Here is a 24,181-nt window from a genome sequence, read left to right on the forward strand (position 1 = left end):
GACAAATTGCTATTTTGCAGTCGAAAATTTGGTTTTGGAGCTATCTAAATGAAGTCTCAACGTAAAAAATCTGATGAATCTCGCGCTACACGAATTTCTCGTGTATACTTTAATCGCCTGTTCCCGAAAAGAATGGATGCTCTTGAAGTGGCTCTTTCGGTTTTTGTCGGCGTCTTTATCGGCGTTTGGCCGACGATCGGTGTGGCGATAATTTTGACTGTGGCTCTTTGTGCACTATTCAAACTTCCGAAGGTTCCGGGCGTCATTTCTTCTTTTGTGGCGAATCCGGTAACCCAGTTCGGATTCTTTTATCCGTCGGGATATTTCCTCGGTAAAAAGATCTGGCATCCGGAAGCGATTACGTTCGACTTTTTGGAAGAATTGAAGGGACTTTCTTTTAGCAATGCAATCGATGTGGTGTCGCGCTTGTGGAATGAAGCGGCGGGACATGTGATCGCTTTCTTGATCGGCATTACGATTGTCGCATTTATTTTCGGTTCGATTTTTGGCATTGCCGCCTACTTCATCGTTTCGTATCGCAAGCGCAAGCACATCGATATCAAGAACAAGTACATCCACGAATTGATCGCCGAAGATCAAGTTATTATTAAAAAAGCCAAGCAAAAAGGAAAACACATGCATATCTTTCCGTTCAAAGCACTCCGTCCTGTTGATCCCGCACAGGCAAAGGATATTTCCGCCCTGCCGTATGACGTGATGAACCGTGAAGAAGCCAAGGAAATGGCCAAGGACCTTCCGTATTCCTATCTACGCATCACCCGTGCAGAACTTGAACTCCCGGATTCCGTGGACGCCTATGACCCGCAAGTCTATGCGCACGCCAAGGAAAACTTGGACAAGTTCATCGCAGAAGGCGTGATCGCCTTCGACAAGAAGGACTGCCTCTACATTTATCGTCAGACGATGGAAGGCCGCGAACAGTACGGTCTCGTTTGCACGGTGCCGGCGAAGGATTACTTCGAAGGCGTCATCAAAAAGCATGAACTCACCCGTAAGGACAAGGAAGACGACCGTCTTCGCCACGTGCTTGCGACGAATTCCAACACGGGTCCGGTGTTCCTCACTTACCGTGACAACGGCCAGTTCGAACTTCTCAAAGATATTATCGCCCGTAAGCCGGTCTATGACTTTGTGACGGAAGCGGATGGCTTTGGCCACACGGTCTGGGTTATCGAAGACGATGCAGAAATCGAAAAGATTTGCCGCGCCTTTGACGCAGTCCCGGTCAGCTACATCGCTGACGGTCACCACCGTAGCGCTGCTGGCGCACGTGCCGCCGGCTACCGCGCTTCGCAGAACCCGGAAAATAAGGGCGACGAAGAATACAACCGTTATCTCGCCATTCTCTTCCCGAGCACCCAGCTCAAAATTTTGGATTACAACCGTGTCCTAAAGGATTTGAACGGTCGTACACCGGAACAGTTCATGGAAGAATTGAAGAAAGTCTTCGAAATTTCGGAACTTCCGGCACAGGCTCATCCGACGAAGCAGAATGTTGTAAACATGTACCTCGGCGGCAAGTGGTTCGCTTGCGAATTCAAGCAGGAATACTTGCAGGACCTCGGCCCTGTCGATAGCCTCGACGTAGCGCTTCTCCAGAAGCTCGTTCTGAAGCCGCTCTTCAACGTGGAAGATCCGAGAACCGCTCAGAACATCGACTTCGTCGGTGGTATTCGCGGTCTTGGCGAACTCGAAAAGCGCGTAAATTCCGGTGAATGCGCAGTCGCTTTCGCCATGTATCCGACTTCCTTGGATCAGTTGATGGCGATTGCCGATGCAGGTGAAATCATGCCGCCGAAGAGCACATGGTTTGAACCGAAACTGCGCGACGGTCTCCTCGTTCATACTCTCGACTAATCGAAGATGAAAAAATTCTGCGCTCACAGATGGCGTTTGAAAACAGCATGCGTCGTGGCATGGATGCTCGTTTTCGCGCTTTCTGCGCATGCAGGACATTTAAAGGCCTCCGGAGTTTCCGCGGGGGGAAGCATCACGCGCGACCTTCAGCTGCGGGAATTTGGCATGGTCTTTCATCCGGGAGCCGATGGCTATCTCGGAGCGAATTTACTTTATTTCCCTTTGCCGAGCCAGTCTCTGCTGAGCACGGACTATGGAAAACATGAAGGCTATGTCCTTCGTCAAAATTTTGCCGGCTATTTTGCCGAAGAACTCGGAAAAAGCGGCTGGGACTTAGGCGTTCTCTGGTGGATAGAACGCCACGGTTGGGACAGTGAAGACTTTGCCGTTTTCCCCAATTATGGAAAATTTTCGTTGATTCGTAGCGTCCAAACGACAGGCCTTTCCATTGCTCGCCCTGATTTGAATTTGGGCATTGCGGGAGGTATCCAGTACACGAATCCGGAATATGTCGGAAAGGTTTATGAACCGGAATCAGATACTTTGTACGAATGGGCGGCTGCGACCTGGGGACCGATTTCGGCCCAGACGAGCTTTCATCATTCGAGTTTTCGTCATGCACGCCTTTCTTTGAACCTCGAATCCAAAAAAGTTTTGGGGGGTAAAGAATCCGGGCCATTGACTTACTTGCCAAATATCGATGTGGCGATTTACGCTCGGAATTGCGATGGGGAAGACTCGCTTCGTCTTTTCTGGGAACAGAACTTGATTGCACAGCGTTTGTACGCAGAAGTGGCTGTGTACTTCCCGGATCCAGCTTTGCGTTTTGTTGCCCTCAAGTATTACCCAGATCCTTCCAAGGTCATTTCAATCGATGTGACCTGCTACCGCAAGTCGAACGGGGATTTTTTGTGGGGCGGCGGAATTTCCATGCCGTTTGTCCGCGTCGCATACAATCACGCGGATGATATCGAAAACGTTTTGGGGCTGCGTGGGACTTTTGTGCTGCAGTTCCATTTTGGAATCGAAAAAATCCGTGACACCTTTGTCGGTTTGAACGGTTCCAAGGCGACGCCAATGATGACGCGTGAAATCGATACCGATGAAAACGTGAAGAAGCAGAGAAGGGAACAGCGCGAACAGGAATTCAACGAATCTCGACGCAAGTCCAACCTGCAGGAATCGTCTTCGACAAATTCTGCACATGAAATCACGGCTACGGGCATTGTTTGGGAGAATGCAAAATGAAAAAGTGGATTCTCGCATTGAGTTCAGTGATTTTTCTATCGCTTTCCGCCTGCACGCATCTTGTTGTAGATTCGACCGAACGTTTACAGGTTAAAAACCTTTCGGATCAGTTCATTACAGATGTCTCGGTCGTCGGTAAGAATGATACCATCGTCTGGATTCCGGACACGGTCGCTCCGGGTGAACTTTCTTTTGTGCATGAACAGGATTTTGTAGGTTCGTTCCACATTATTTTCAAAACTATGGATTCTACAGGTACGTGGGAATTCGTCGATATGGGAAAAATCGATTTTGATGGAGGCAGTGAACTCCTCAAAATTTCGAAAAAATACGGCGAATGGGACCATGAATTCGAATAGAATCTGTTTTAAAAGTTATTTTTGATTTAACGTGAAAATTACCAAGTTAAAGATTTTCGGATTTAAGTCCTTCGCTCAGCGTACGGAAATCACCTTTCCGGGCAATGGTCTAACTGCCGTTGTCGGACCTAACGGAGCGGGTAAGTCCAACATTGTGGACGCGATTCGTTGGGTGCTCGGTGAACAACGCGCTTCTGTACTCCGTATGGACAAAATGCAGAGCGTGATCTTCTCTGGTACGGAAGAACGTGCCGCGATGAGTATCGCGGAAGTTTCCTTGGTAATCGACAACAGCAACGGCGATCTCGCTTCGGAATATTCGGAAGTGATGGTGACCCGCCGTGCGCACCGCGATGGTCTCACGGAATACCTAATCAACAATCAGGAATGCCGCTTAAAAGACATTCAGAATTTGTTCTTTGACTCGGGCCTCGGTCTTGGCAACTATTCCCAGATGAACGAAACGATGATTCGTAACGTTCTTGCCGATAGCCCGGAATACCGTCGCACGCTTTTTGAAGAAGCGGCTGGAGTGAGCAAATATAAGAAGCAGCGCAAAGAAACAATCAGCCAGCTTGAACGAGTCCGCAATGACATGGAACGCGTGGAAGACAACCTGCGCCGTGAACGCCAGACGGTTCGCCAGTTTGAAAAGCAGGTCGAAAAGGCGAAGGAATGGAAGCGTCTCCGCACCCGTCTCCGCGAACTGGATCTTTCGGTAAGTCTCGACCGCCACGAAGAAAATCGTCGCAATCTTGGCGTTTTAAATGAAGCGAAAGCTCGCGTATCGAACGAGCAGGAATCCGACAAGACCCGCTTGACTGAACTCGATGCGAAGATCGCAGAACGTCAGCTTGCGATTGCGGGTGATGAAGAAAATCTCCGCGGACTTGAAAATGAAGTTAAAAAGCAAGAAATCACCTTGAACGATTTGAATAACGAGCTTACCCGTAATCGCGAACAGCAGGGAATTGCCGCGATGAACGTGCAGAAGTATCGTGATGAAATCACCCAGGCGGAAAATAGCATTTCGCAACTTGAAGCCGAAAAGGCGAAACTCGAAGAAAACCTGCAGTCCTTGGGCTCGGAAGATGCCATCTCGGAACAGGAAGCGGAACTTGCCCGCGAAGAAGAAGCTCTCCAAATTTTGACCGACACCGTGGACGATCTCCGCGAACAATCGAGAACTCTTTCGGATCAGCGTATTGCAAGCCTTAACAGGGCGAACTCTCTCCGCAGCAAGTGGCAGCGCCAGGATGCGGAAGCGGATATGCTCCGCGGCAATATCGACAAGTGGAAAGAAGACCTCGAAGATCTGGAACGCAAAAAGTCGGAACTCGAAGAGTCTTTGAAAACTTTTGAAGACGGCATTAAAAATGCCGAAAAAGATATCGAAAATGGCTCGGAACGCAAGAGCGTCCAGGAAGAAGATATCGAAATCAAGAAGCAGGAGCTTTCGGCAATTGACGAAAAGATTTCGCGGGCGAAAAGCCATAAGGCGGGTCTTGAATCTCGGATCGAAGTGCTCCAGAATATGGATTCCGATGCGGGTTCCGGTGCCGATTACCTGGTGAATAGCCGAGCTTCTGAAGTCAAGGGTCTTCTCGGTTCCTTGATCGATGTCGATGCGGAATATGCGAATGCGATTGAATTTGCTTTGGGTCGTTCCTTGAATGCGGTCGTGACAAATAGCCCGTCTAGTTTGGAGGGCTTGCTCGATGCATTGGATTCGGCAAATGCCGGTAATGCGATGATCGCCTTTGCTCATGGATCTTCTGTTAATCCGGAATTCCCGTCCAAGCCGGGAGTCATCGGTATCGCGTCGAATTACGTGAAGGCGGACGCTTCGGTCAAAGCGATTGTCGATCAGCTGCTTTCGCATACGATTTTAGTGGATAGCTTTGCGACAGCAAAAGCGCTCTCTGCTGAATTTGCGGGAGAGGATTACTGGTTCCTTTCGACGGACGGACGTTACGTTTCGGCATCGGGCCTTGTATTTGGCGGTCGCGGCAAAAGCGAAGCACCGGGCGTTCTCGCTCGCAAGGCGGAAGTCGATAAGGATCTGGCGGAACTCGAAACGTTGATTGCAGAAATCGGCAGCTTGGAAGATGAACGCGAAAAGGCAAACGAACTTTTGGAAGAAGCGCGTTCCATGCTTTCGGAAACGGAAGAAACCATTCGCGAAGCAAATGAAACCATCCGTTCGGGAATTGCTGCACAGAAAATTCACCAGTCGATGCTTTTGGATACGGAACATCGCATAGATGCTTTGAATGCGAATTTGCAGAATGCCGAACAGCGTATTCAAAAAGCAGAATCGGAACGCTCCGACGATGCGGAACTCGCCGAAGCCGAAGCGGAATCGGAACGCCTTGAAGATGAATATGCGAAGGTGATGGAAATCCTTGAAGAAAAGGATCAAATTCGCAAGGATAAGGACGAAGATGTGCGTACATTGCGTAGCCAGCTGGGTTCTGCCCAGTCGACGATGCAAGAAAGCCTTGCCCGTATTCGTTCCATTGGCGATCAAGTCAAGTTCTTTGACAACATCATTTCGAACCGCAAAAACGATATCGATAATATCGAATCCCACAAGGATGAACTCCTTTTCAAGGAGACGGAAATAGCCGATCGTATCCAGGTTCAGGATGCAGAACTGCGCAAAAAAGAAGAAGAACGCGATATCGCTCGGGAACATTATAATGTTGTCGCGGGGGATATGAATGATTGGCGTTCGGAAGTGCGCCAGATCAACTCCAAGCTTTTGGAACGTTCAAACGATTTGAACGATTTGACCCTTCGCATCAGCACGCTGGGTCAAAACATTGACCGTATGCGTGAACGCATTTTTGCGGAATGGGAAGTTGATATTGACCATGCGGAAGACGTCTCCCGTGTGGAATACGAGGAAAAGGAAGCGAAGAAGGAAATTTCCGAAATTCGCGTTCAGATTAAAAATTTGGGACCGGTCAATACCGAAATCATGGAAGATTTCGATGCGGAAAAGGCTCGCCTTGCCGAAATCGAAAAGCAGTTCGATGACTTGGATAAGGCTCGTGCATCTTTGGAACGCACCATTACGAAGCTTGACGGCATCGCGCGTGATCGCTTCCTCAGCACGTTCCGCAATATTCAAAAAAACTTCCAAGATGTGTTCAGCCGCATCATGATCAACGGTGAAGCGAAGCTCACTTTGCAGGATGGCGTCGATCCCCTCGAAGCGGCGATCGAAGTGAACGCTCGACCGACCGGTAAGAAGATGCGCGGTGTAACCGCCCTTTCGGGTGGTGAACGTGCGCTGACGGCGGTCTCGCTCCTGTTCGCCATTTACATGGAAAAACCTTCGCCCTACTGCGTTCTGGACGAAGTCGACGGTCCGTTGGATGACGCAAACATCGGCCGCTTTATGGAACTTCTGCGTCACTTCTCGAACCAGACTCAGTTCATTTTGGTGACGCATAACAAGCGTACCATGGCTGCGGCAGACATGCTTTACGGTGTGACTCAGGAAATCAAGGGTATTTCCCGTATTGCATCGGTCAAGCTCGATGATGCGGTGGCATTGGAATTGCACAGAACCTAAGAGCTGTTTTCAATTCTGTTTCAAAAACCAAAGGCGCGAAGTTTCGCGCCTTTTTTGGGTAACGTATATTTTCTTTCGCAAATTCCTTTAAGAGGGTAAAAAAATAGGATGTTCCAATTTTTAGATTTGAAATAACCACAAATCAACCTAAAAGAAGAGCATCCTATGGATAACAATATAATCAAAATTGACGAGGAAAATCTCAAGAACGACCTGAAAGGAGTCATTAGAAAGACCATCGAGGAAACCCTCAACACGATGCTGGACGAAGAAGCCGCGGAGCTGTGCAACGCAGAAAGGCATGAACGTACCGACGAACGCAGGAACTACCGCAGCGGCCATTACCACCGCAAGCTGCTGACGTCCGCCGGGGAGGTCGACCTGTCCGTACCCAAGCTGCGCCTTGCCCCGTTCGAGACCGCCATAATCGAGCGCTACAGGCGCAGGGAATCGTCGGTCGAGGAGTCGCTTATCGAGATGTACCTGGCGGGTGTATCCGTGCGCCGCGTGGAGGATGTGACCGAGCTCCTGTGGGGATCGCGCGTCAGCGCCTCGACCGTCAGCAGCCTAAACCAGAAGGTATACGGCAAGATCGAGGAATGGCGAAACAGGCCCATAGGCGGGGAATATCCCTATGTCTATGTTGACGGCATATACCTGAAGCGCAGCTGGGGCGGCGAGATGACAAGCGTCTCGGTACTTGTCGCGATAGGGGTATCCGAGGACGGCTACCGGGAGATACTCGGCGCATGCGAGGGCGCGAGCGAAAGCAAGGAATGCTGGCGGAGCTTCCTCGTAGGCCTCAAGGAACGCGGTCTGAAGGGCGTAAGGCCGTTCACTTCGGACAAACACCTGGGCTTCCTGGAATCAGCCTCGGAAGTGTTCCCGGATGCGAAATGGCAACGCTGCACGGTGCATTTTTTCAGGAACCTGATGTCAAAGATCCCGCGCAAGAAGCTTGCTTCGGCCATGCCTCTGCTAAAGGCGACATACGCCCAGGAAGACAAGGAGGCTACCCTGAAAAAGGCTGCCGATGTAGAACAGAAACTGCGTGATATGGGGTTGAAATCTGCCGCCGAGCTTTACCGCAAGGGCGTGGCTGAGACGCTGACTTATCTCGACTTTCCGCACGAACACTGGCGCAGCATAAGGACGAACAACATCCTTGAACGCCTGAACCGGGAAATTCGCAGAAGGACTAGGGTTGTGGGCTGTTTGCAGAAACATCCTCGGCTCGGATATGAAAACATGCAAGCATGTTTTCGCATCACTCGCCTTGCGGCGTTTTCCCGGATGGAGCGTCGGCTTTGATGCTTGTCTGCGCCAGACTAAGATACATTGCGACAAAGGAATGGGGCACCAAGAGGAACCTGAACATGAAGCACCTCTACGAGCTTGAAAAAATACAGGAATACGAAAAGGGATTGAAAAAGGCGAAGATGGACGTAGCCTAAATCTGATGTTGGGACAAACTATTTTTGCGAAAAAACCTTGACACTACCTTTTTTTGTGCGAACCGTTATGGAATGTTCCGGCTAATTCGAGACGTTTATGGATTGGAGAAATCGGTCAAATCGAAATTGTCGAGTTGAATTTTGATGATAGGGGATTCTGCTTCCCTGAATAAAAAAAAAGACCCGGATTTCATCCGGGTCTTTTTAGTAGCGGGGGCAGGACTTGAACGCTGCGACCTTTGGGTTATGAGCCCAACGAGCTACCAACTGCTCCACCCCGCGTCAAGCGGGTACTGTTACCAGTACAGCACCATATATAGTAATTATATTTTCCATTGTCAAGGGGAAATAGGGGATAAAGCTTTGATTTAGACGTATTTCTGCAGAATATGCTTCGATGATACAAAGTAATCGATGCCACTTGCGATTGTGACGAATGTAATCACGCCCATCACGATCTGCGGAAGTGCTTGCCAAACAGCCTTGAAGCCTTCGATTTGTTGAATTGGATCCAGGGCGCAGACAAGGATAGTCACAATGCCGATGCCCTGTAAAGCAGTTTTCCATTTGCCGCTGCGGCGAGCTGGCATAATCAATCCCTCTGCGGCGGCAAGAGTGCGGAGCGTTTCCACGCTGGCTTCACGGAAGTAAATCAGCGCCACCATCCATACCGGAGCGTAACCCGTAGCGATGAAGCACATAAAAATCGTCATGTTCGAAATCTTATCGCTGAATGGATCCAGGTATTTTCCGAGTGTCGAAACTTCTCCCCATTTGCGGGCGAGATGTCCGTCCAAGTAGTCGGTCAGCATAAAGCCCAAAACCATCACCAGAGCGAGAACCTTGAAAACGATATGGTTGTCTTCGTAATTCAAATTGTTGTCATAGAAGAACACCCAGAGGAAGAACGGAGTCAGCACAATGCGGGTCATCGTGAGCTGGCTTGCTATCGAGAGCGGCTTACGGTGCGCCGGGTCGCGATAGAACCAGTATAAAAATTCCACAGAAGCGGCGCTCATCAATAAAATGCTCGCGACCATGAAAATCTGCTGATAACGTTCGAGTCCCAGAATGTACACGAGCATCGTCGCATTGATCGCCATCGCCGAAATTTTTGACCATACATGCCGACCAGGAACCTTTTTTCCTTCACGGATTACAGAAAGGCTAAGCAGGGAATGTGCAATCACGCGCCCGAATAAGCAGGCGCAGCCGACCGCGAGTAAAATTTCAAAATTTCGAAGTAAAACGCTCGTCATCACCGTAACCGAGAGAATGCCTTCGATGACATTCAGCCACAGCTGATAATAAGGTTCTTCGAATTCCTGAACGCGAAGTTGCCAGTTGTTGAGCCAGGTAAGAATCAACACAGCCAACGTGATCATCGCAGCGGTATAGTTATGCTGAGTCCAAATGGTTGCAATCAGCGGAATAAAAAGGGCCGCTCTGAAAATCCGCCATGCACGACCGCGCAGGCGCAGGCTCAACAACTTCTTTTTAAGAGGCATTCGCTTCCTCCAGTAATTCCTTTGCGTGGGCAAGCGAGGTGGGGGACTTGGCGTCTCCGAGCATTCTCGCAATTTCCACGATTCTCTCATTATATGATAACAATTTCACATTTGAAATAGTACGGGCTTCGCCATTTTCATGTTTTTCCACGGCCAGGTGAGACTGGGCGCGGCATGCGACCTGTTGAAGGTGCGTAATGGCGAGAACCTGATGGTACTTTCCGATGTTGCGGAGGGCTTCTCCGACGTTGTTGCCGATTTCACCGCTAATGCCGGAGTCCACTTCGTCAAAGACGAGGACCGGAACGTGATCCTGTTCGGCCATCACCGATTTGAAGGCGAGAAGCACACGGGAAAGTTCACCGCCCGAAACGGCAACGCGGAGGGGCTTTTGACCTTCGCCGAGGTTCGGAGCCATGCAGAATTCCACGCGGTCCTTTCCGGTTGCGGAATAGGCTTCTTCGGTAATGTCCGTGTTGAACGTAGCCTTGGGCATGCCGAGGGAATGCAGAACTTCGGCGACTTTGGCGTCGAGGGTCTGCTTGCCGGCTTTGCGCTTTTCGGAAAGGGCGCTTGCGGCAACGGCGAGCTTTTCTTCCGCTTTTTGGATGTTTTTACGGATTTCGGCGAGATCCGCGTCCAGGTTTTCAAGGCTTTCGAGTTCCTGCTTGCGGCGGGCGTAAAGATCGATCAGCCCCGCTTCATCGGTGCGGTACTTGCGCTTTAAACGCTGAATTTGTGCAAGACGCGTATTGGCGCGGTCGAGTTCCGCCGGATCGAGTTCCGAGGATTCTTCGGCTTCGCGGAGAGCGTCTTCGATGAAGGAAAGCGAGTCGTAGGCGTCGCCGAGCTTGACAGCCCATTCTTCCATTTCGGGAAGCTTGGACGAGAACTGGCGAATCTTGGACTGGAAAACTTCGAACTGCGAAAGGAGTCCGTTTTCACCGTCAAAGAGTTTGCTCAGCTCTTCGATCGCATGCATTTTCGCTTCGGACTTGGAAGCAGCAGAAGTCTTTTCTTCGAGTTCGGCTTCTTCACCTGCGCGGAGTTTTGCCTTTTCCAATTCATTTTTCTGGAAAGTCAAAAATTCCTTTTGTTCGGCGAGGTTGCGGGCGTTTTCTTCGGTCTTCTCAAGTTCTTCTTTGAGCTTGTTCCATGTGGACCAGGTTTCGCTGTAGGCAGCGAGTTCCGGTTCGCATGCGCAGTAATCGTCAAGAAGCTTGAGCTGGATGCGCAAATCGCGCAGCAGAAGCTGATCGCTTTGACCGTGCATCTGGATCAAGGTTTCGCCGAGGTTCTGGAGAGTTCCTTGTTTGATGATGACGCCGTTGACGCGGGTGCGATTTTTACCGCCCGAAAGGATTTCACGCTGAATGATGAGTTCATCGTCTGCGTCGATTTCTTCCGCGGCAAGAATCTTCTTCGCTTCGGCATTGTCCGAAATATCGAAAGTCGCTTCGACTGTCGCTTTGTCGGCTCCGTGGCGAATCATCGCCGGGAGAGTCTTTCCGCCGACGACCACGCGCAAGGCGCCCATAAGGACGGATTTGCCTGCGCCGGTTTCGCCGGTGATGGCGGAGAAGCCCGTGCCAAATTGGACCTGGGTTTCTTCGATGAGAGCAAAATTACGGATCGTCAGCTGTTCTAGCATAAGTCCCGTTTTGAATTAGGCCTTGTCAAACTCAATGATACTACGATAGATCGGGCGACCTTCCAACCGATACTTCTTTTCAAAATTCGTCATGATCCCTTCCGTCGGAAGGGCCGTGTTACGTTCGATGATCTTGCAACCTTGGAAGTTGTCAAAGACTTCAAGTGCGACTGCGTTGTATTCCTTGTGATCCGTGCCCCAGTAGAAGATACGTTTGCCCGGTTTCAGAACACGGGCGACTTCCACGAGAAATTCTTCGCGGAGGAGACGGTTCTTGTGGTGGCGTTCTTTTGGCCACGGATCCGGGAAGTACATGTGGAATGCGTCCACGGTATTGCTCTGAACACGGTCGCGGAGAAAGTAGAAAACATCGCCGCGGAGCATGGCCGTATTGGCGTTAAGCTTGTTACGCATCATGCGGTCTGCCGCGTAACGCGCCCATGTCAAATCCCATTCGCTTCCCATGATGAAATAATCCGGGTGTTTTTTGCCATATTCCACGAGAAATCCGCCCTTGCCGGAACCGATTTCAATTTCGATGTGATCGTTGTGCATCGGGAAGATTTCCTTCCAATCCAGCGGATGCTTGTCCGGCTGGTTGTCTTCGGTCTGGATAGGTTTGCGCGTGCCCGGAATATGACGGTGAACAAAGTGCCACATGCAAGGCAAATCTTTGTCCTGGTTCAAGTCACGGTAAAATTCAGGAATGATGATTTCCTTCTTTGCCTTCGGGCTTTCTTCCATGTTTTCCATTTCGTTAGTCATGTTTACCTTAGATAAATGCGATAATCTTATCGCGGTAAGCTTCCGGGATCTTTTTCAGGATGGTTCCAAGAATGTGATCCGAAGAATATTTCATCGAAAAATGATTCAGCACGATGTGCTTGCACTGCATGGTCGGACCGTAGATTTCAAGGGCCTTGACGAGTTGTGCAATGTGCGTGTGACCTTTTTTATCTGCCATCGATTCTTCACCGTCGTCGACAAACGTACATTCGGTAACCAGAACTTCGGAATTCCAAATTGCGGCGAGATCCGGATCGGTGAGGTTATCGCCGAGGCAGTCTCCCATAAACGTGATCAGCGGATCGAAAACTTCGCGGGTAATTTCGATTCCTTGCTTGCGAAGTTCAATAATTTGCGTGGTGTCATAGCCGAGGAATTCGTCTTTCAGCTTGTTCTTATGATTGTAAAGCGTGACGCCCATCGAAGGCAAAAAATTCTGACGGCCCACTTGAGTATGGCGCGTGCGGAACGCTTCGATCGAAAGATCCTTTCGGTATTTGAGAGGCACTTTTTCACCAGCCTTCATCGCGACGATTTCCGGGAGCTTAAAACGCTGCTCGGGAACACCTTCGAAGATGGCTTCGGAATGAATCCATTTTTCTGCTCCGGGGACGAGGTCTTCGGATATGTAATAAACCGAAGGCTTTTCGACGCCCATCATGCGACGTAAGCTGTGGTGCCGCATCAGGCAGCGACTGTGGTCGCCATGCGCATGGGTCAGGAATACGTGGTTGATGCCGATTGCGGAAACAGGGCATTCTCCCATGTCCACGCAAAAGTCGTATTCCGGAAGTTGAAGATAGGTGGCGAGTCCGGAAACAGAAAAGCCATGAATATTGACTTTTCCGACGTGATGACGGACTTGGCGTAAAGCGTTGTGCAGGGACCGGTTTTCTTGCATTTCGGGCTCAAAGATAGTAAGTTTTGAAAGGAGGCTGTTGTATGAAACATCGTCTTTTGAACTATATCTCGTATGTAGAAAGCGTCCTTGTGGGGGAGTCTACGCTTGAATCGGATGAAGCCGTCCGAAAGGATTTGATTTTACAGATTCAGTTCTTTCAACATGAACGATTGATCCATCTGCTTGTAACCCTTTTGTTTGCGCTCTTGTTTGTAGGCACGACCCTTTTCTTTACGCTTTACCCGACTCTTCCACTGCTTGTGCTGGATCTGCTTTTTTTGGTCCTGCTCGTTCCATATATTCGTCACTATTACATTTTAGAGAACGGCACTCAAAGACTCTACCATTTGCAAGATAAACTATGGAAACGAATCTTGGAAAAACGCAAAATTTCCGTATAAAATACCATCCGAAAGGAAAGATTTTGTTCATTTGTATGAAATTGCGCGTTATACTGAAGCGTGCAGAATGCGTGACTATGAAAAATACTAATCGTTTTTTAAAAGATGAATGCGTATATTAAAAGAAGAAGATAAGGAGTTCGTATGTTAATCGATTTTAGTCAGATTGAACCGGTAAGGGGACCGGGAATGAATCACGGGGCTGGAGAAATGACCGCACAAATGGTAATCCATTCTCTTGGTAGATTTGTCTTGAACCGGATCCATCCTTATGGATCGATAGGGATTCATGAACAAAAAAAAGGGGAAGAGATCAATTACGTTGTCTCGGGGACTGGGGTTGCTATTTGCGATGGGAAAGAAGAATTTCTCCATCCCGGTTGCTGTCACATTTGCCCGCAAGGTTCGATTCATACGATTGAAAATACGGGAATCGATGACCTGGTGCTGTTTACAGCGGTGATAGAAAAGTAAAGAATGGTTTGAATTTTCTTGCTTTTTCCCGAAAAAAGAGTAATTTTTGCGGAAGAAGCCCGTGTCGGGCTAAATTTTTCATTTCACATTTATAAGGAGTCTTGTTCCATGCGCGATTTGATTGAAAAACTGTTGCTGAAGGGTTATTCCGTTCTTTTTTCGATGGAAGGTGGTTTCCCGGTAATCCGTATCATCAAGGGTACGGACGCAGAACACCCGGTTAAAAGCTGTAGCATTGGTTCGGCGGATTTTCGCTCCTCGGTGGAAGACTCTCTGCAGTCCATGATCCTCGATCTGGAACGCCATCCGCAGTAATTCCGCGACGATTCTCTTAAAACTATTTTCTCTTTTTCTATATTTGGGCCCGTCAACGAACGAGGCCCATTTTGTCAATAAATCCAGAAATCGCCAAGCGTCGCACTTTCGCCATTGTCAGCCACCCTGACGCAGGTAAAACCACCATCACCGAAAAATTTCTTTGGTTCGGTAAAGTTATCCGTGAAGCGGGCCATGTCCGCGCTAAAGCTAACCGTAGCTATACGGTCAGTGACTGGATGAAGATCGAACAGGACCGCGGAATTTCCGTTTCGAGTTCTGTTTTGAATTTTCCCTTTGAAGGTTGCTGGTTCAACCTCGTCGATACACCGGGGCACCAAGACTTCTGCGAAGATACCTACCGCGCTTTGACCGCCGTGGACTCGGCGCTCGTTTTGATCGATAGCGTGAACGGTGTGGAAAAACAGACGATCAAACTCATGGATGTTTGCCGTATGCGCCACACCCCGATCATTACCTTTATCAACAAGATGGACTTGGATGGTCGTTCGGTTTTGGATTTGATCGACCAGATTGAATCTGTTTTAAAAATCAAGGCGATTCCATTTACCCTACCGATTGGTGTCGGTAAACTTTTCAAGGGCGTGTATTGCATCGCCGACAATACGTTTAATGTTTATAATGCTCAGTCCGGTCACCAAGAAATTTTGCAGATGTCCGGTCCGGACGATCCGAAGCTTGTAGAACTTTGCGGAGAAAACTGGGTGAACCAGTTCCGTGAAGAATATGACGTGGTGACGGGCGGCATGGATCCGTTCAACCATGAACTTTTCTTGAAGGGTGAAATGTGCCCAGTGTTCTTCGGCAGTGCTGTGACGGGTTTTGGCGTGCGTCAGCTTTTGAATGCTTTTGCCGATCTCGCTCCGGCTCCGATGCCGCGTGAAACGGACAAGCGTACAGTGGATCCGAGTGAATCGGATTTTTCGGGCTTTGTCTTTAAGATTCAGGCAAACATGGACCCGAAACACCGTGACCGTACAGCGTTCATCCGCATTTGCTCGGGACAGTTTCAGCGCGGTGATAAGGTTTACCACGTCCGTTCCGAACGTGATGTGCGTTTAGCGGCTCCGACGGCATTCCTCGCCAAGGATAAGGAAGTGATTGATACGGCATGGGCTGGCGATATTGTCGGCATTAACGATCCGGGCCTTTTCCACATTGGCGATACGCTGACAAAGGGCGAAAAAATGAGCTTTTCAGGCATTCCGGATTTTGCACCGGAATATTTTGCCCGTGTGACGCTTTTGAATCCGCTCAAGTCGAAGCAGCTTGCGAAGGGATTGAAAGAATTGACGGAAGAAGGTGCAACGCAGTTATATCAACCGTTCAAATCTGCCATTCCGGTGATCGGTGTGGTCGGCGAACTGCAGTTCGATGTGCTCAAGTTCCGTTTGATGTCGGAATATGGTGCCGATGTTTCTCTGGATCGCATCCCTTCCTTCGGCGTCCGTTGGATCGTTGGGGATCCGGCTGAAGTCGAAAAGTTTGTGACCGATAACGGCGGCGATTGTATGCGTGATAAAGAAGAGCGTTTTGTCTGTCTCTTCCCGAACGAATATCGCTTGACGCTCGCAGTCAAGAACTATCCGGAATTGAAGTTTGTCGAAACATCTTTAGGGTAATCTATGCGAATACTTCCTTGGCTCTCGCTGTTTACTCTTGTCGCTTGCAGTGGAACGTCTAAAGAGAATCTCTTACCGGTACATGATTCGGCAACTGAGAAAACTTCCGCCGTGGATACATTAGCCGTAGACTTTGCAGCAGTGGATTCGACTGCACTCGATACGGCTGCGGCTCTGGATTCCGTAAAGCCGGTGAAGGAAGATTCACCCGTTTTCGAAGTTTCGTTTTTCGCTATCGGAGATGTTCTCTTTCACACGCCGCTATTTAAAGCGTGCAAGGAAGATTCTTCTAAGTGCAATTACGATTATGTCTTTGCTCCGTGGAAAAAGGATATCCAGGCTGCAGACATTGCGATTGTGAACCAGGAAACAGTCTTTGTTCCGCGTTCGGAAGGCTACGCATCTTACCCGAGCTTTGGTTCTCCGGAAGAAATCGGCCTTGCGGAAATCGAAGCGGGCTTTGACATTGTGACCCATGCGACAAATCACACGATGGACCGTCGCGCTTCCGCAGTCGATTACACGATCGATTTTTGGACGGGTAAATCGGCAAATGTTTTGGGAATTCATAAGACCCAGGCTGGGCAGGATTCTGTTTTCACTCTCGACAAGAAAGGTATTCGTTTTTCGTTTGTGAATTTTACTTACGGCCTGAACGGACAAAAACTTCCGGCGGATAGACCGTATCTGGTGGACCTTCTGGATTCGAACGGGGATTGGGTAGAAATGGTTCGGAAAGCGGAAGCCGAAGCCGAAGTCACCGTTGCCTTTATGCACTTTGGAACGGAATACGTGGAACTGCCGACTGCAGAAGCAAGGGCTTATGCGGAACAGGCGATCGATGCCGGTGCCGATATCCTTGTTTGTACGCATCCGCATGTGATTGAGCCTTATGGCATCTATACGACGAAAGCAGGGAACCGCGCTCTCGTGTACTGGTCGCTTGGCAACTTTGTTTCGAACCAACAGGATATTTCGACAAATCTGGGTGGGGTAGCGAAGTTCGCCGTGCGCAAGGTCGTGAAGGGCGATTCATCCCGTTTGGAAGTTTCTTCTGCGACCTTTGAAGGATCCGTCACTCAGCAAGAAGTGGGGAACTATCACGCGATTCCTCTTGTCGCTTATTCGGATTCTTTGGCAGAACATCACTTGTTAAAGGCGAAAAAGCCTGAGCTTTCCCTGAAAGCGTTTGAAGAACTTTTCCACAAAAATTTAGAGAACGCTCCGAAGTGCAATACAGAAGATCCTGCAAATGTTTTACCTCTCGAAATTGTGAATTTATCTGCAAAAGGATTCCGCAAAACGGCTGCCCCGTAATGATTTAGATAGAACAGGCAAAGCGGGCCTCTATTTAGGTTTGAATATATAAAAGGAGTCAAAAAGAAATGAAATCCGTACCTATTACACTCCTCGCCGGTTACCTCGGAGCCGGCAAGACGACGCTTCTCAATCACGTTTTGAATAACCAGCAGGGTTATCATGTGGCGGTGATTGTGAACGATATCGGCGAAGTGAATATTGATCAGACCCTGATTGAAAAGGGCGGCAAAATTGAACAGAAGGATTCCGTTGTTCCGCTTTCGAACGGTTGCATTTGCTGCACGCTCAAAACGGACCTTTTGGAACAGCTCGCCCAGATTCTCGAACAGGGCAAGTTTGACTACATCTTGATAGAAGCAAGCGGCATTTGCGAACCGCTTCCGATTGCGCAGACGATTACGCTCATGGGCTCGAAGCTTAAGGGACTCGATGGTCAGAATCTTCCGTGCCATTTGGATGGCATCATCTCTGTGGTGGACGTTCTTCGTCTCGCAACAGAATTCGGCGGGGGAGATAAGCTGCTTGAAGAAGATAGGGAAGAAGAAGATCTGGCAAGCCTTCTCGTTCAGCAGATAGAATTCTGTAACACGATTGTTTTGAACAAAGTCGACACGATCTCCGCAGAAGAACTGAAGCATGTGAAGGCTGTTGTCCGCGCACTCCAGCCGGAAGCCAAGATGATCGAAACGAACTTCGGCAAGGTCGATATCCAGGACATTCTTGATACGAAGCTTTTCAACTTCGAAAAGGTTTCTTCTTCTGCATCCTGGATTCAGCAACTCAACAATCCTGAAGAAGAGGAAGAAGAAGGGGAAGCTCTCGAATACGGTATCGGCACGTTCGTTTACAAGGCTCGTCGCCCGTTCTCCCGTGCAAAGCTCGAAGCGTTCCTCGACAATTATCCGAACAGCATTATCCGAGCCAAGGGCATTATGTGGTTCGACGATGACCGCTCTTACTCATATATCTTCGAACAGGCCGGCAAGGACGCTAGCGCCCGCTGTCTTGGCCGTTGGATCGCTTCCTTAAAGCCGAGCGAACAGGAAGTCGCTCTGAAGGAAGAACCGGACGTGAAGAAAATGTGGGATGAAAAGTACGGCGACCGTGAAATTCGTCTCGTCTTCATCGGTCAGAAGATGGACCGCAAGGAAATCTGCGACAAGCTCGACAATTGCCTTGGCGAATAAGCTTCTAAAAGAATCCCGGAAAACTCTCCGGGATTTCTTTTTTATTTATAGTTTACATAATGCGCATTATCGGACATTTACGTCCGGAGCCATCACGAAAATGGCTTCTCTTGTCTCCGGGGCCAGCCGAGCCGTGCGCATCGTTGGTCGGGCCGCGGCGCCTTTTGACGATTTTCGGGCAAAATGGCGCTTTTCAACGAAAACGTCCCGATCCGTTTTCAATTATCTTTACTCTATGATTTTTAAGAAACTCGCACTCTTTTTGACTCTTGCAACGACGACTTTTACCTTTCTTTCGGGCTGTGCTGCGTCCCGAAAGGTTCAAGCGGCAAACATTTTAACCAAATGCAAGCTGGAAGTCATTGGAGCGAGTTATGACTCCGTACGTGTCGACTTGGACAAGTTTATCGGAGAGCAGCCGAAAAATTCGATTTTACCGAATCCCAAAGCAATCTTGCTCGTTCAGAACATTGCCAAAGGTAACATTCCCGACAGCCTTGGGACCCTTTATTTTGCGATTCAGGTGAACGTGAAAAACGGTTCGGATGACTCGCTCTGGCTGCGTTCTGCCAAGGGTATAATCTCGTTTGATTCCCAAGTGGAACTTCCGATCGAGTTTCAGGATTCCGCATTTGCGATTGTACCGGGATCTTCTAAAATGGAACTTCACACGCATTTGAATATCGATATGAATGCGCTCAAGATCCTTGCGACGGATACTATCCGCATTTCTGGCGATTTTGAATTCTCCCTTACGCCAAACGGCGAACTCGTCCATTTTGCTGTGGATGAAAAGAAGCCCGTACAGCCGGAAGAAAGAACCGCCTTTATCGATCAGGCCAAAAATGCGGTCCTTTCTTCGATTATTGACGCTTGGTCTTCGAAACTCCAGTAATTTTTTTAATATCTTTTGAACGTGAAAAATTTATTCCGCACTTCCCTGCTTTTGATTATCTGGCTCGCGGCTTCCGCTTCGGCGTTGGATCGCATTTGGGATACGCGTTACACGTTCGGACCTGAATTTTTAGTTCGCGATCGTACATCGCTTGGTGCGGGCTTTTATACAAATTACCAGGAAGACGGCTACTTGCCGATCAATGCCCAGCTTGCCATCAACGATTTCTGGGAAGTCGGTGCCAAGCTTTTGTTTGATTCTGAAGACGACATGGAAAGCGTCCAATCTTACGTAGATGTGGGCGCTAAGTACCGTATCATGGAATATTCGACAATCGGTGCGGATTTCTTGATCGGTATCGGCAATAAGCGCGGTGCGGGCCTTGTCTTCTCCTATACATCGCTTCATCCGATGTCCCGTATTTTTTCGACGCTTTATGAAGCCCGCTTGGGATTCTTTGACCGTATCGTGAGCGATGGCGGTCTTGCGGAATTTGCCTTGGGAGTCACTCCACAGTTTAAATTTACGCCGGCATTGATTGCGATGATTGGCATTGAATCTTCCGGCAGTTTGGGAAACATCTTGGATGACTTCATGGTGGATATAGTCCCCCGTGTGCAAATCGGCATTCTCCCCTATTTCCATGTGATGACCGAACTTTCGATCGGCATTATGCAAGAAAAGAATAACGACCGAATGCGACTCGGCGCTTACGGGATTATTGAATTCTAAGCGTTTACGCGTTCCAGAGTTGAACGCATCTTCTTAACGAACCCGCTTTCAGGAACTGGTGACGTAGCATAAAGAGAATGCGCTGTATCTTGGATTTGCTTTCTAAATGGGCGAATTCTTGCAAGATTTTTAATTCCCCCGCTTTCAGTTCTTGCTCAAAATATTTGGCAAAGAATTCAGCGTATTGCATAGAACGCTTTATGTCGTCAGACTGATTTTTTAAACGTTCGAAGATATGCTTGCGACTGGTGATGTCTTGGACGCCGACCGTATTCTTGTCATGATGACGGTACAGAGAAAGGGCTTTACGCACAAAGTAAATATTGCCGAATATAGCCGCTGTCGTCGCAAGGAAGGCGTCGTGCATGGGAATCTTCGAAAGGTTTTGCCACAAAAGATCCGGATTCTTGAGAACGTAATTTTTTAACGCCTGATTGAAAAGCGTGACGCAGCCCGAAACATTGTTCTGCATAAAATAAAAGTGCGCAGGAGCTGCATCGTTCGGCAATTTTTCGGCATTCAAAAAGGAATGTGCCAAAAACCGACCGTCCGAAGTGATAATCTTCATGTCCGAAAACAGTAATGTTGGCAAGGCCTGTTTCGCGTTGCTCAGATTGCGATACCTTTCATAAAGACTTTGTACGTGATCCGGCATCCAAAGATCGTCCTGATCTGCCAAAAGATACAAATCGGAATCGACGTTTTGCATCAGATAGAAAAAATTCGAACAGGCTCCCCTTCCACGCGTGTTGGGCGGCAACAAGAATATTTTTGCCGGGAACTGGCGGGCAAAATCTTCAAGAATTTCTGGCGTTGAATCGGTGGATCCGTCATCGGAAATGTAGATGGATATTTGGGGTCCAATCTGCGCTAAAATGGAATCGAGCTGTTCTCGCAAATACGAAGCTCCGTTGAAGGTCGCCATTAAAACACAAATTCGAAGGTTGGATTCCATTTTTTCCATTTGAAGCTTTTCCTCAAAATAATTTAAAAACAAAAAGGCCGAAACAAACGTTCGACCTTTTTGTTTTTAGGAATTCACGATGAATTTATTTGACGATAAATTCACCATTTTGGAAGTCAATCGTGCAAGGCACTTCGGGCTTAACTTCACCAGCGATAATCGCATGCGAAAGCTTGCGCTCCACTTCGCGTTCGAGGAATCGCTGAATCGGACGGGCACCGAATTCCGGATTATACGACTTGTCTGCGATCGCCTGCAATGCCGCATCCGAAGCGTTCACGATGTAACCTTCACGAGCCGCACGCTTAGCGAGATCCTTGAACTTAAGCCCCGTGATCGAAAGAATCTGGTCCTTCGAAAGGCTCTTGAACACAAGAACTTCGTCCAAACGGTTCAAGAATTCCGGTCTAAAGAATCCCTTCAATCGAGGCATCACGTCGTCAATCGAAACATCCTTTTCCGGATTATTCATGAACAGATCCGAGCCGAGGTTCGAAGTCATTAAAATCAGAGTGTTCTTGAAGTTCACCGTTCTGCCCTTGCCATCGGTCAAACGTCCGTCGTCCAGAACCTGGAGCAAGGCGTTGAATACATCCGGGTGCGCCTTTTCGACTTCATCCAGAAGCACCACGGAATACGGCTTGGTACGGACCGCTTCCGTCAGCTGACCGCCTTCTTCATAACCGACATATCCCGGAGGGGCACCGATCAAACGGGCAACGGAATGCTTCTCCATGTATTCGCTCATGTCGATTCGAACAATCGCGTTTTCGCTGTCGAAAAGTTCCTGAGCCAAAGCCTTGGCGAGTTCCGTTTTGCCGACACCGGTCGGGCCGAGGAAGAGGAAGCTTCCCACCGGAGCATTTTCTCTCGAAAGTCCGCTGCGGTTTCTCAGAATGGCTTCCGCAACAGAAGATACGGCAACGTCCTGACCGACGACGCGTTCGTGCAAACGTTCGTCCAAGTGCAAAAGCTTTGCACGTTCCGATTCGCGGAGACGTGTGACCGGAATGCCTGTCCAACGGCTGACCACTTGAGAAATCGTCTCTTCATTGACTTCTTCGGTCAGTTCGCCTTCGCGGGCCGCTTTCTGCGCCTTGGCTTCGAGGTCTGCCACATCTTTTTCGAGCTTCAGAATGGTGTTGTACTTGAGTTCCGCGGCTCGGTTCAAGTCGTAGCGGGCTTCCGCCTGTTCCATTTCTTCATGCGCCTTGTGCAGGCGTTCCTTTGCATCCTTCAGTTCGTTGAACTTGGCACGTTTTTCTTGCCACTTCGCCTGCATCATCGAAACGGCAGCCGAAGTCGTTTTGAGTTCGTCTTGCAGTTCCGCTAAACGCTTTTTGCTCTTGTCGTCCGATTCCTTGGCCAAAGCCTTTTCTTCAATCTTCAGCTGCAATTCCTTGCGTTGCAGATTGTCCAAGTCTTCGGGTACGGTATCGAGCTGGGTCTTGACCATGCTCGCCGCTTCATCGATTAGGTCAATCGCCTTATCGGGAAGGAAACGGTCTGCAATGTAGCGGCTCGAAAGCTTTACTGCCGCCACGAGAGCGTTGTCGTGAATGCGCACGCCGTGATGGCTTTCAAAGCTTTCTTTAACGCCGCGCAAAATGGAAATCGCTTCGTCTTCGGTCGGTTCAAAAACGGTGACCGGCTGGAAACGGCGTTCAAGAGCCGCATCCTTTTCAATGTAACGGCGGTATTCCTGCGTGGTCGTTGCTCCGATGCAGTGCAGTTCTCCACGGGCGAGCTTTGGCTTCAGCATATTGCCGAGGTCCATGCTGCCTTCGGTCTTACCAGCACCGACAATCGTGTGCAGTTCATCGATAAAGAGCAGCGTATTGCCGTCTTCTTCAAGAGCGGTCAGTACATTTTTCAAACGTTCTTCAAAGTCGCCACGGTACTTTGCACCTGCCATCAGCGCGGACAAATCGAGAGAAAAGAGCTTCTTTCCCTTCAACGCGTCGGGAACGTCCCCCTTGAAGATTCGCATGGCAAGCCCTTCGACAATCGCGGTCTTACCGACGCCTGGTTCCCCGACGAGGACTGGATTGTTCTTCGTCTTTCTCGAAAGGATCAAAATGACTCGGCGGATTTCTTCTTCTCGTCCGATCACCGGATCCAATTTCCCTTCTTCAGCCAAAGAGACCAATTCCCTACCGTAAAGTTTTAACGGGGATTCTTCTTCGGCGACAGCAGCGGCGCTCATCGGATCGGAAAGCCAGGTTTCCACGACTTCAGCACTGCCAAGGGCGTCTTCAAAAATTTTGGCTACACGGCGTTCCTGTGCAAAACGCATCAAGGAAACGAGCATATCGCTCGGACTTGCCGCCTGCGAAGTTTTACGGCCGGCCTGGATAGCCGCCCTCAGCACACGGGAAAGATCTTCGTCCGGGCGTCCAGCGTCCGGATTTACATCCATCAGTTTAGGAACGGAATCGAGGAACGGTGCAAGCTTAGCCTGCATTTCCTTGATGTTCGCCTTTTTGGCTCGGTACAGATTTTTCAAACGGGCGTCCGGAGCTTCGAGAAGCCCGTGGGCAAGATGGACCACTCCCAGATAGGAATGGGACTTCTTGTCCATCAGTTCCTGCGCTTTGGCAAGAACCTTTTCCGAATCATTCGTAAAATCAGCCATTTTTACCTCCTTGCCGGAGCTATTCCGGCAGGCTTTATTTTTGTCGTTTTCCTAAAAGCAAAATGTGTGCCATTCTAAAAAAGGCTTAAATTTCTTAAATTTCGCCACTTTTCTGTATTGCGTTTTATTTTGAAACGGTCGTTATCCGCTTTGTTTTGGAAAGGAATGGCAAAAACAAAATTCTTGCCTTTTTTACTCGGAATCATCGTCTAACTTGGAGTATTTTTCTAGATTTCACTAGGTCTAA

18 protein-coding genes, 1 tRNA gene and 1 pseudogene are annotated in these 24,181 nt (G+C 49.1%); 13 read left to right on the top strand and 7 right to left on the bottom strand.

Annotated features, from left to right (window positions below):
• The first annotated feature begins 48 nt into the window (after positions 1-48).
• The 5 genes and pseudogenes from BGX16_RS13635 to BGX16_RS13655 all read left to right on the top strand — a co-directional run bounded on the left by BGX16_RS13635 (position 49) and on the right by BGX16_RS13655 (position 8,522).
• Positions 49-1,878, top strand: a complete 1,830-nt coding sequence (locus BGX16_RS13635) for a DUF1015 family protein (RefSeq protein WP_100426548.1) — start codon at positions 49-51, stop codon at positions 1,876-1,878.
• 36 nt (positions 1,879-1,914) lie between these two features.
• The gene (locus BGX16_RS13640) at positions 1,915-3,126 is read left to right on the top strand and encodes a hypothetical protein (RefSeq protein WP_157798067.1); all 1,212 of its coding nucleotides are present in this window, start codon (positions 1,915-1,917) and stop codon (positions 3,124-3,126) included.
• Complete coding sequence (locus BGX16_RS13645) at positions 3,123-3,485, top strand: hypothetical protein (RefSeq protein ID WP_100426550.1); 363 nt, start codon at positions 3,123-3,125, stop codon at positions 3,483-3,485. The genes BGX16_RS13640 and BGX16_RS13645 overlap by 4 nt, the downstream gene beginning before the upstream one ends.
• A gap of 31 nt (positions 3,486-3,516) precedes the next feature.
• The gene (gene smc, locus BGX16_RS13650; protein WP_100426551.1) at positions 3,517-7,068 is read left to right on the top strand and encodes a chromosome segregation protein SMC; all 3,552 of its coding nucleotides are present in this window, start codon (positions 3,517-3,519) and stop codon (positions 7,066-7,068) included.
• Between the two features lie 165 nt (positions 7,069-7,233).
• Positions 7,234-8,522, top strand: a pseudogene (locus BGX16_RS13655) (IS256 family transposase).
• Between the two features lie 208 nt (positions 8,523-8,730).
• Here BGX16_RS13655 and BGX16_RS13660 read toward each other — a convergent pair.
• The 5 genes from BGX16_RS13660 to BGX16_RS13680 form a co-directional block, all read right to left on the bottom strand.
• Positions 8,731-8,804: transfer RNA gene (locus BGX16_RS13660), tRNA-Met, on the bottom strand.
• Between the two features lie 86 nt (positions 8,805-8,890).
• Positions 8,891-10,030 (bottom strand): CDP-diacylglycerol--glycerol-3-phosphate 3-phosphatidyltransferase, encoded by a 1,140-nt coding sequence (gene pgsA, locus BGX16_RS13665; RefSeq protein WP_100426552.1) that lies wholly within the window; start codon positions 10,028-10,030, stop codon positions 8,891-8,893.
• The gene (recN, locus tag BGX16_RS13670; RefSeq protein WP_100426553.1) at positions 10,020-11,681 is read right to left on the bottom strand and encodes a DNA repair protein RecN; all 1,662 of its coding nucleotides are present in this window, start codon (positions 11,679-11,681) and stop codon (positions 10,020-10,022) included. The genes pgsA and recN overlap by 11 nt, the downstream gene beginning before the upstream one ends.
• 15 nt (positions 11,682-11,696) lie before the next feature.
• On the bottom strand, positions 11,697-12,446 hold the full coding sequence (gene trmB / locus BGX16_RS13675) for a tRNA (guanine(46)-N(7))-methyltransferase TrmB (RefSeq protein ID WP_100426554.1): 750 nt from the start codon (positions 12,444-12,446) through the stop codon (positions 11,697-11,699).
• A 7-nt stretch (positions 12,447-12,453) separates the two neighbouring features.
• Positions 12,454-13,368: an MBL fold metallo-hydrolase gene (locus BGX16_RS13680; protein ID WP_100426555.1), complete on the bottom strand. Its 915-nt coding sequence runs from the start codon at positions 13,366-13,368 to the stop codon at positions 12,454-12,456.
• A 41-nt stretch (positions 13,369-13,409) separates the two neighbouring features.
• Here BGX16_RS13680 and BGX16_RS13685 point away from each other — a divergent pair, with 41 nt between their 5' ends.
• The 8 genes from BGX16_RS13685 to BGX16_RS13720 all read left to right on the top strand — a co-directional run bounded on the left by BGX16_RS13685 (position 13,410) and on the right by BGX16_RS13720 (position 20,335).
• The gene (locus tag BGX16_RS13685; protein WP_100426556.1) at positions 13,410-13,769 is read left to right on the top strand and encodes a hypothetical protein; all 360 of its coding nucleotides are present in this window, start codon (positions 13,410-13,412) and stop codon (positions 13,767-13,769) included.
• Between the two features lie 144 nt (positions 13,770-13,913).
• Entirely contained in the window at positions 13,914-14,243 is a 330-nt protein-coding gene (locus BGX16_RS13690; protein WP_100426557.1) for a cupin domain-containing protein, read from the top strand.
• Between the two features lie 108 nt (positions 14,244-14,351).
• A complete protein-coding gene (locus BGX16_RS13695; protein ID WP_100426869.1) occupies positions 14,352-14,558 on the top strand; it encodes a hypothetical protein in 207 nt (68 codons plus the stop codon).
• Between the two features lie 77 nt (positions 14,559-14,635).
• On the top strand, positions 14,636-16,201 hold the full coding sequence (locus BGX16_RS13700; protein ID WP_100426870.1) for a peptide chain release factor 3: 1,566 nt from the start codon (positions 14,636-14,638) through the stop codon (positions 16,199-16,201).
• A gap of 3 nt (positions 16,202-16,204) precedes the next feature.
• Positions 16,205-17,518 carry a CapA family protein gene (locus tag BGX16_RS13705; protein WP_100426558.1) on the top strand — a complete coding sequence of 438 codons (1,314 nt, stop codon included), beginning with the start codon at positions 16,205-16,207 and terminating at the stop codon, positions 17,516-17,518.
• Between the two features lie 68 nt (positions 17,519-17,586).
• A complete protein-coding gene (locus BGX16_RS13710) occupies positions 17,587-18,708 on the top strand; it encodes a CobW family GTP-binding protein (protein ID WP_100426559.1) in 1,122 nt (373 codons plus the stop codon).
• A gap of 235 nt (positions 18,709-18,943) precedes the next feature.
• Positions 18,944-19,603 (top strand): hypothetical protein, encoded by a 660-nt coding sequence (locus BGX16_RS13715; protein ID WP_157798068.1) that lies wholly within the window; start codon positions 18,944-18,946, stop codon positions 19,601-19,603.
• A 21-nt stretch (positions 19,604-19,624) separates the two neighbouring features.
• Positions 19,625-20,335: a hypothetical protein gene (locus tag BGX16_RS13720; RefSeq protein ID WP_146139545.1), complete on the top strand. Its 711-nt coding sequence runs from the start codon at positions 19,625-19,627 to the stop codon at positions 20,333-20,335.
• A gap of 4 nt (positions 20,336-20,339) precedes the next feature.
• On the opposite strand, the gene BGX16_RS13725 is transcribed toward BGX16_RS13720, so the two are convergent.
• Both BGX16_RS13725 and BGX16_RS13730 read right to left on the bottom strand, forming a co-directional pair.
• The gene (locus BGX16_RS13725; RefSeq protein WP_157798069.1) at positions 20,340-21,299 is read right to left on the bottom strand and encodes a glycosyltransferase family 2 protein; all 960 of its coding nucleotides are present in this window, start codon (positions 21,297-21,299) and stop codon (positions 20,340-20,342) included.
• Positions 21,300-21,384: 85 nt separating this feature from the next.
• Positions 21,385-23,934: an ATP-dependent Clp protease ATP-binding subunit gene (locus BGX16_RS13730; protein ID WP_100426563.1), complete on the bottom strand. Its 2,550-nt coding sequence runs from the start codon at positions 23,932-23,934 to the stop codon at positions 21,385-21,387.
• Positions 23,935-24,181 lie beyond the last annotated feature (247 nt).

It is taken from the genome of Hallerella succinigenes, from assembly GCF_002797675.1.
GTDB lineage: Bacteria > Fibrobacterota > Fibrobacteria > Fibrobacterales > Fibrobacteraceae > Hallerella > Hallerella succinigenes.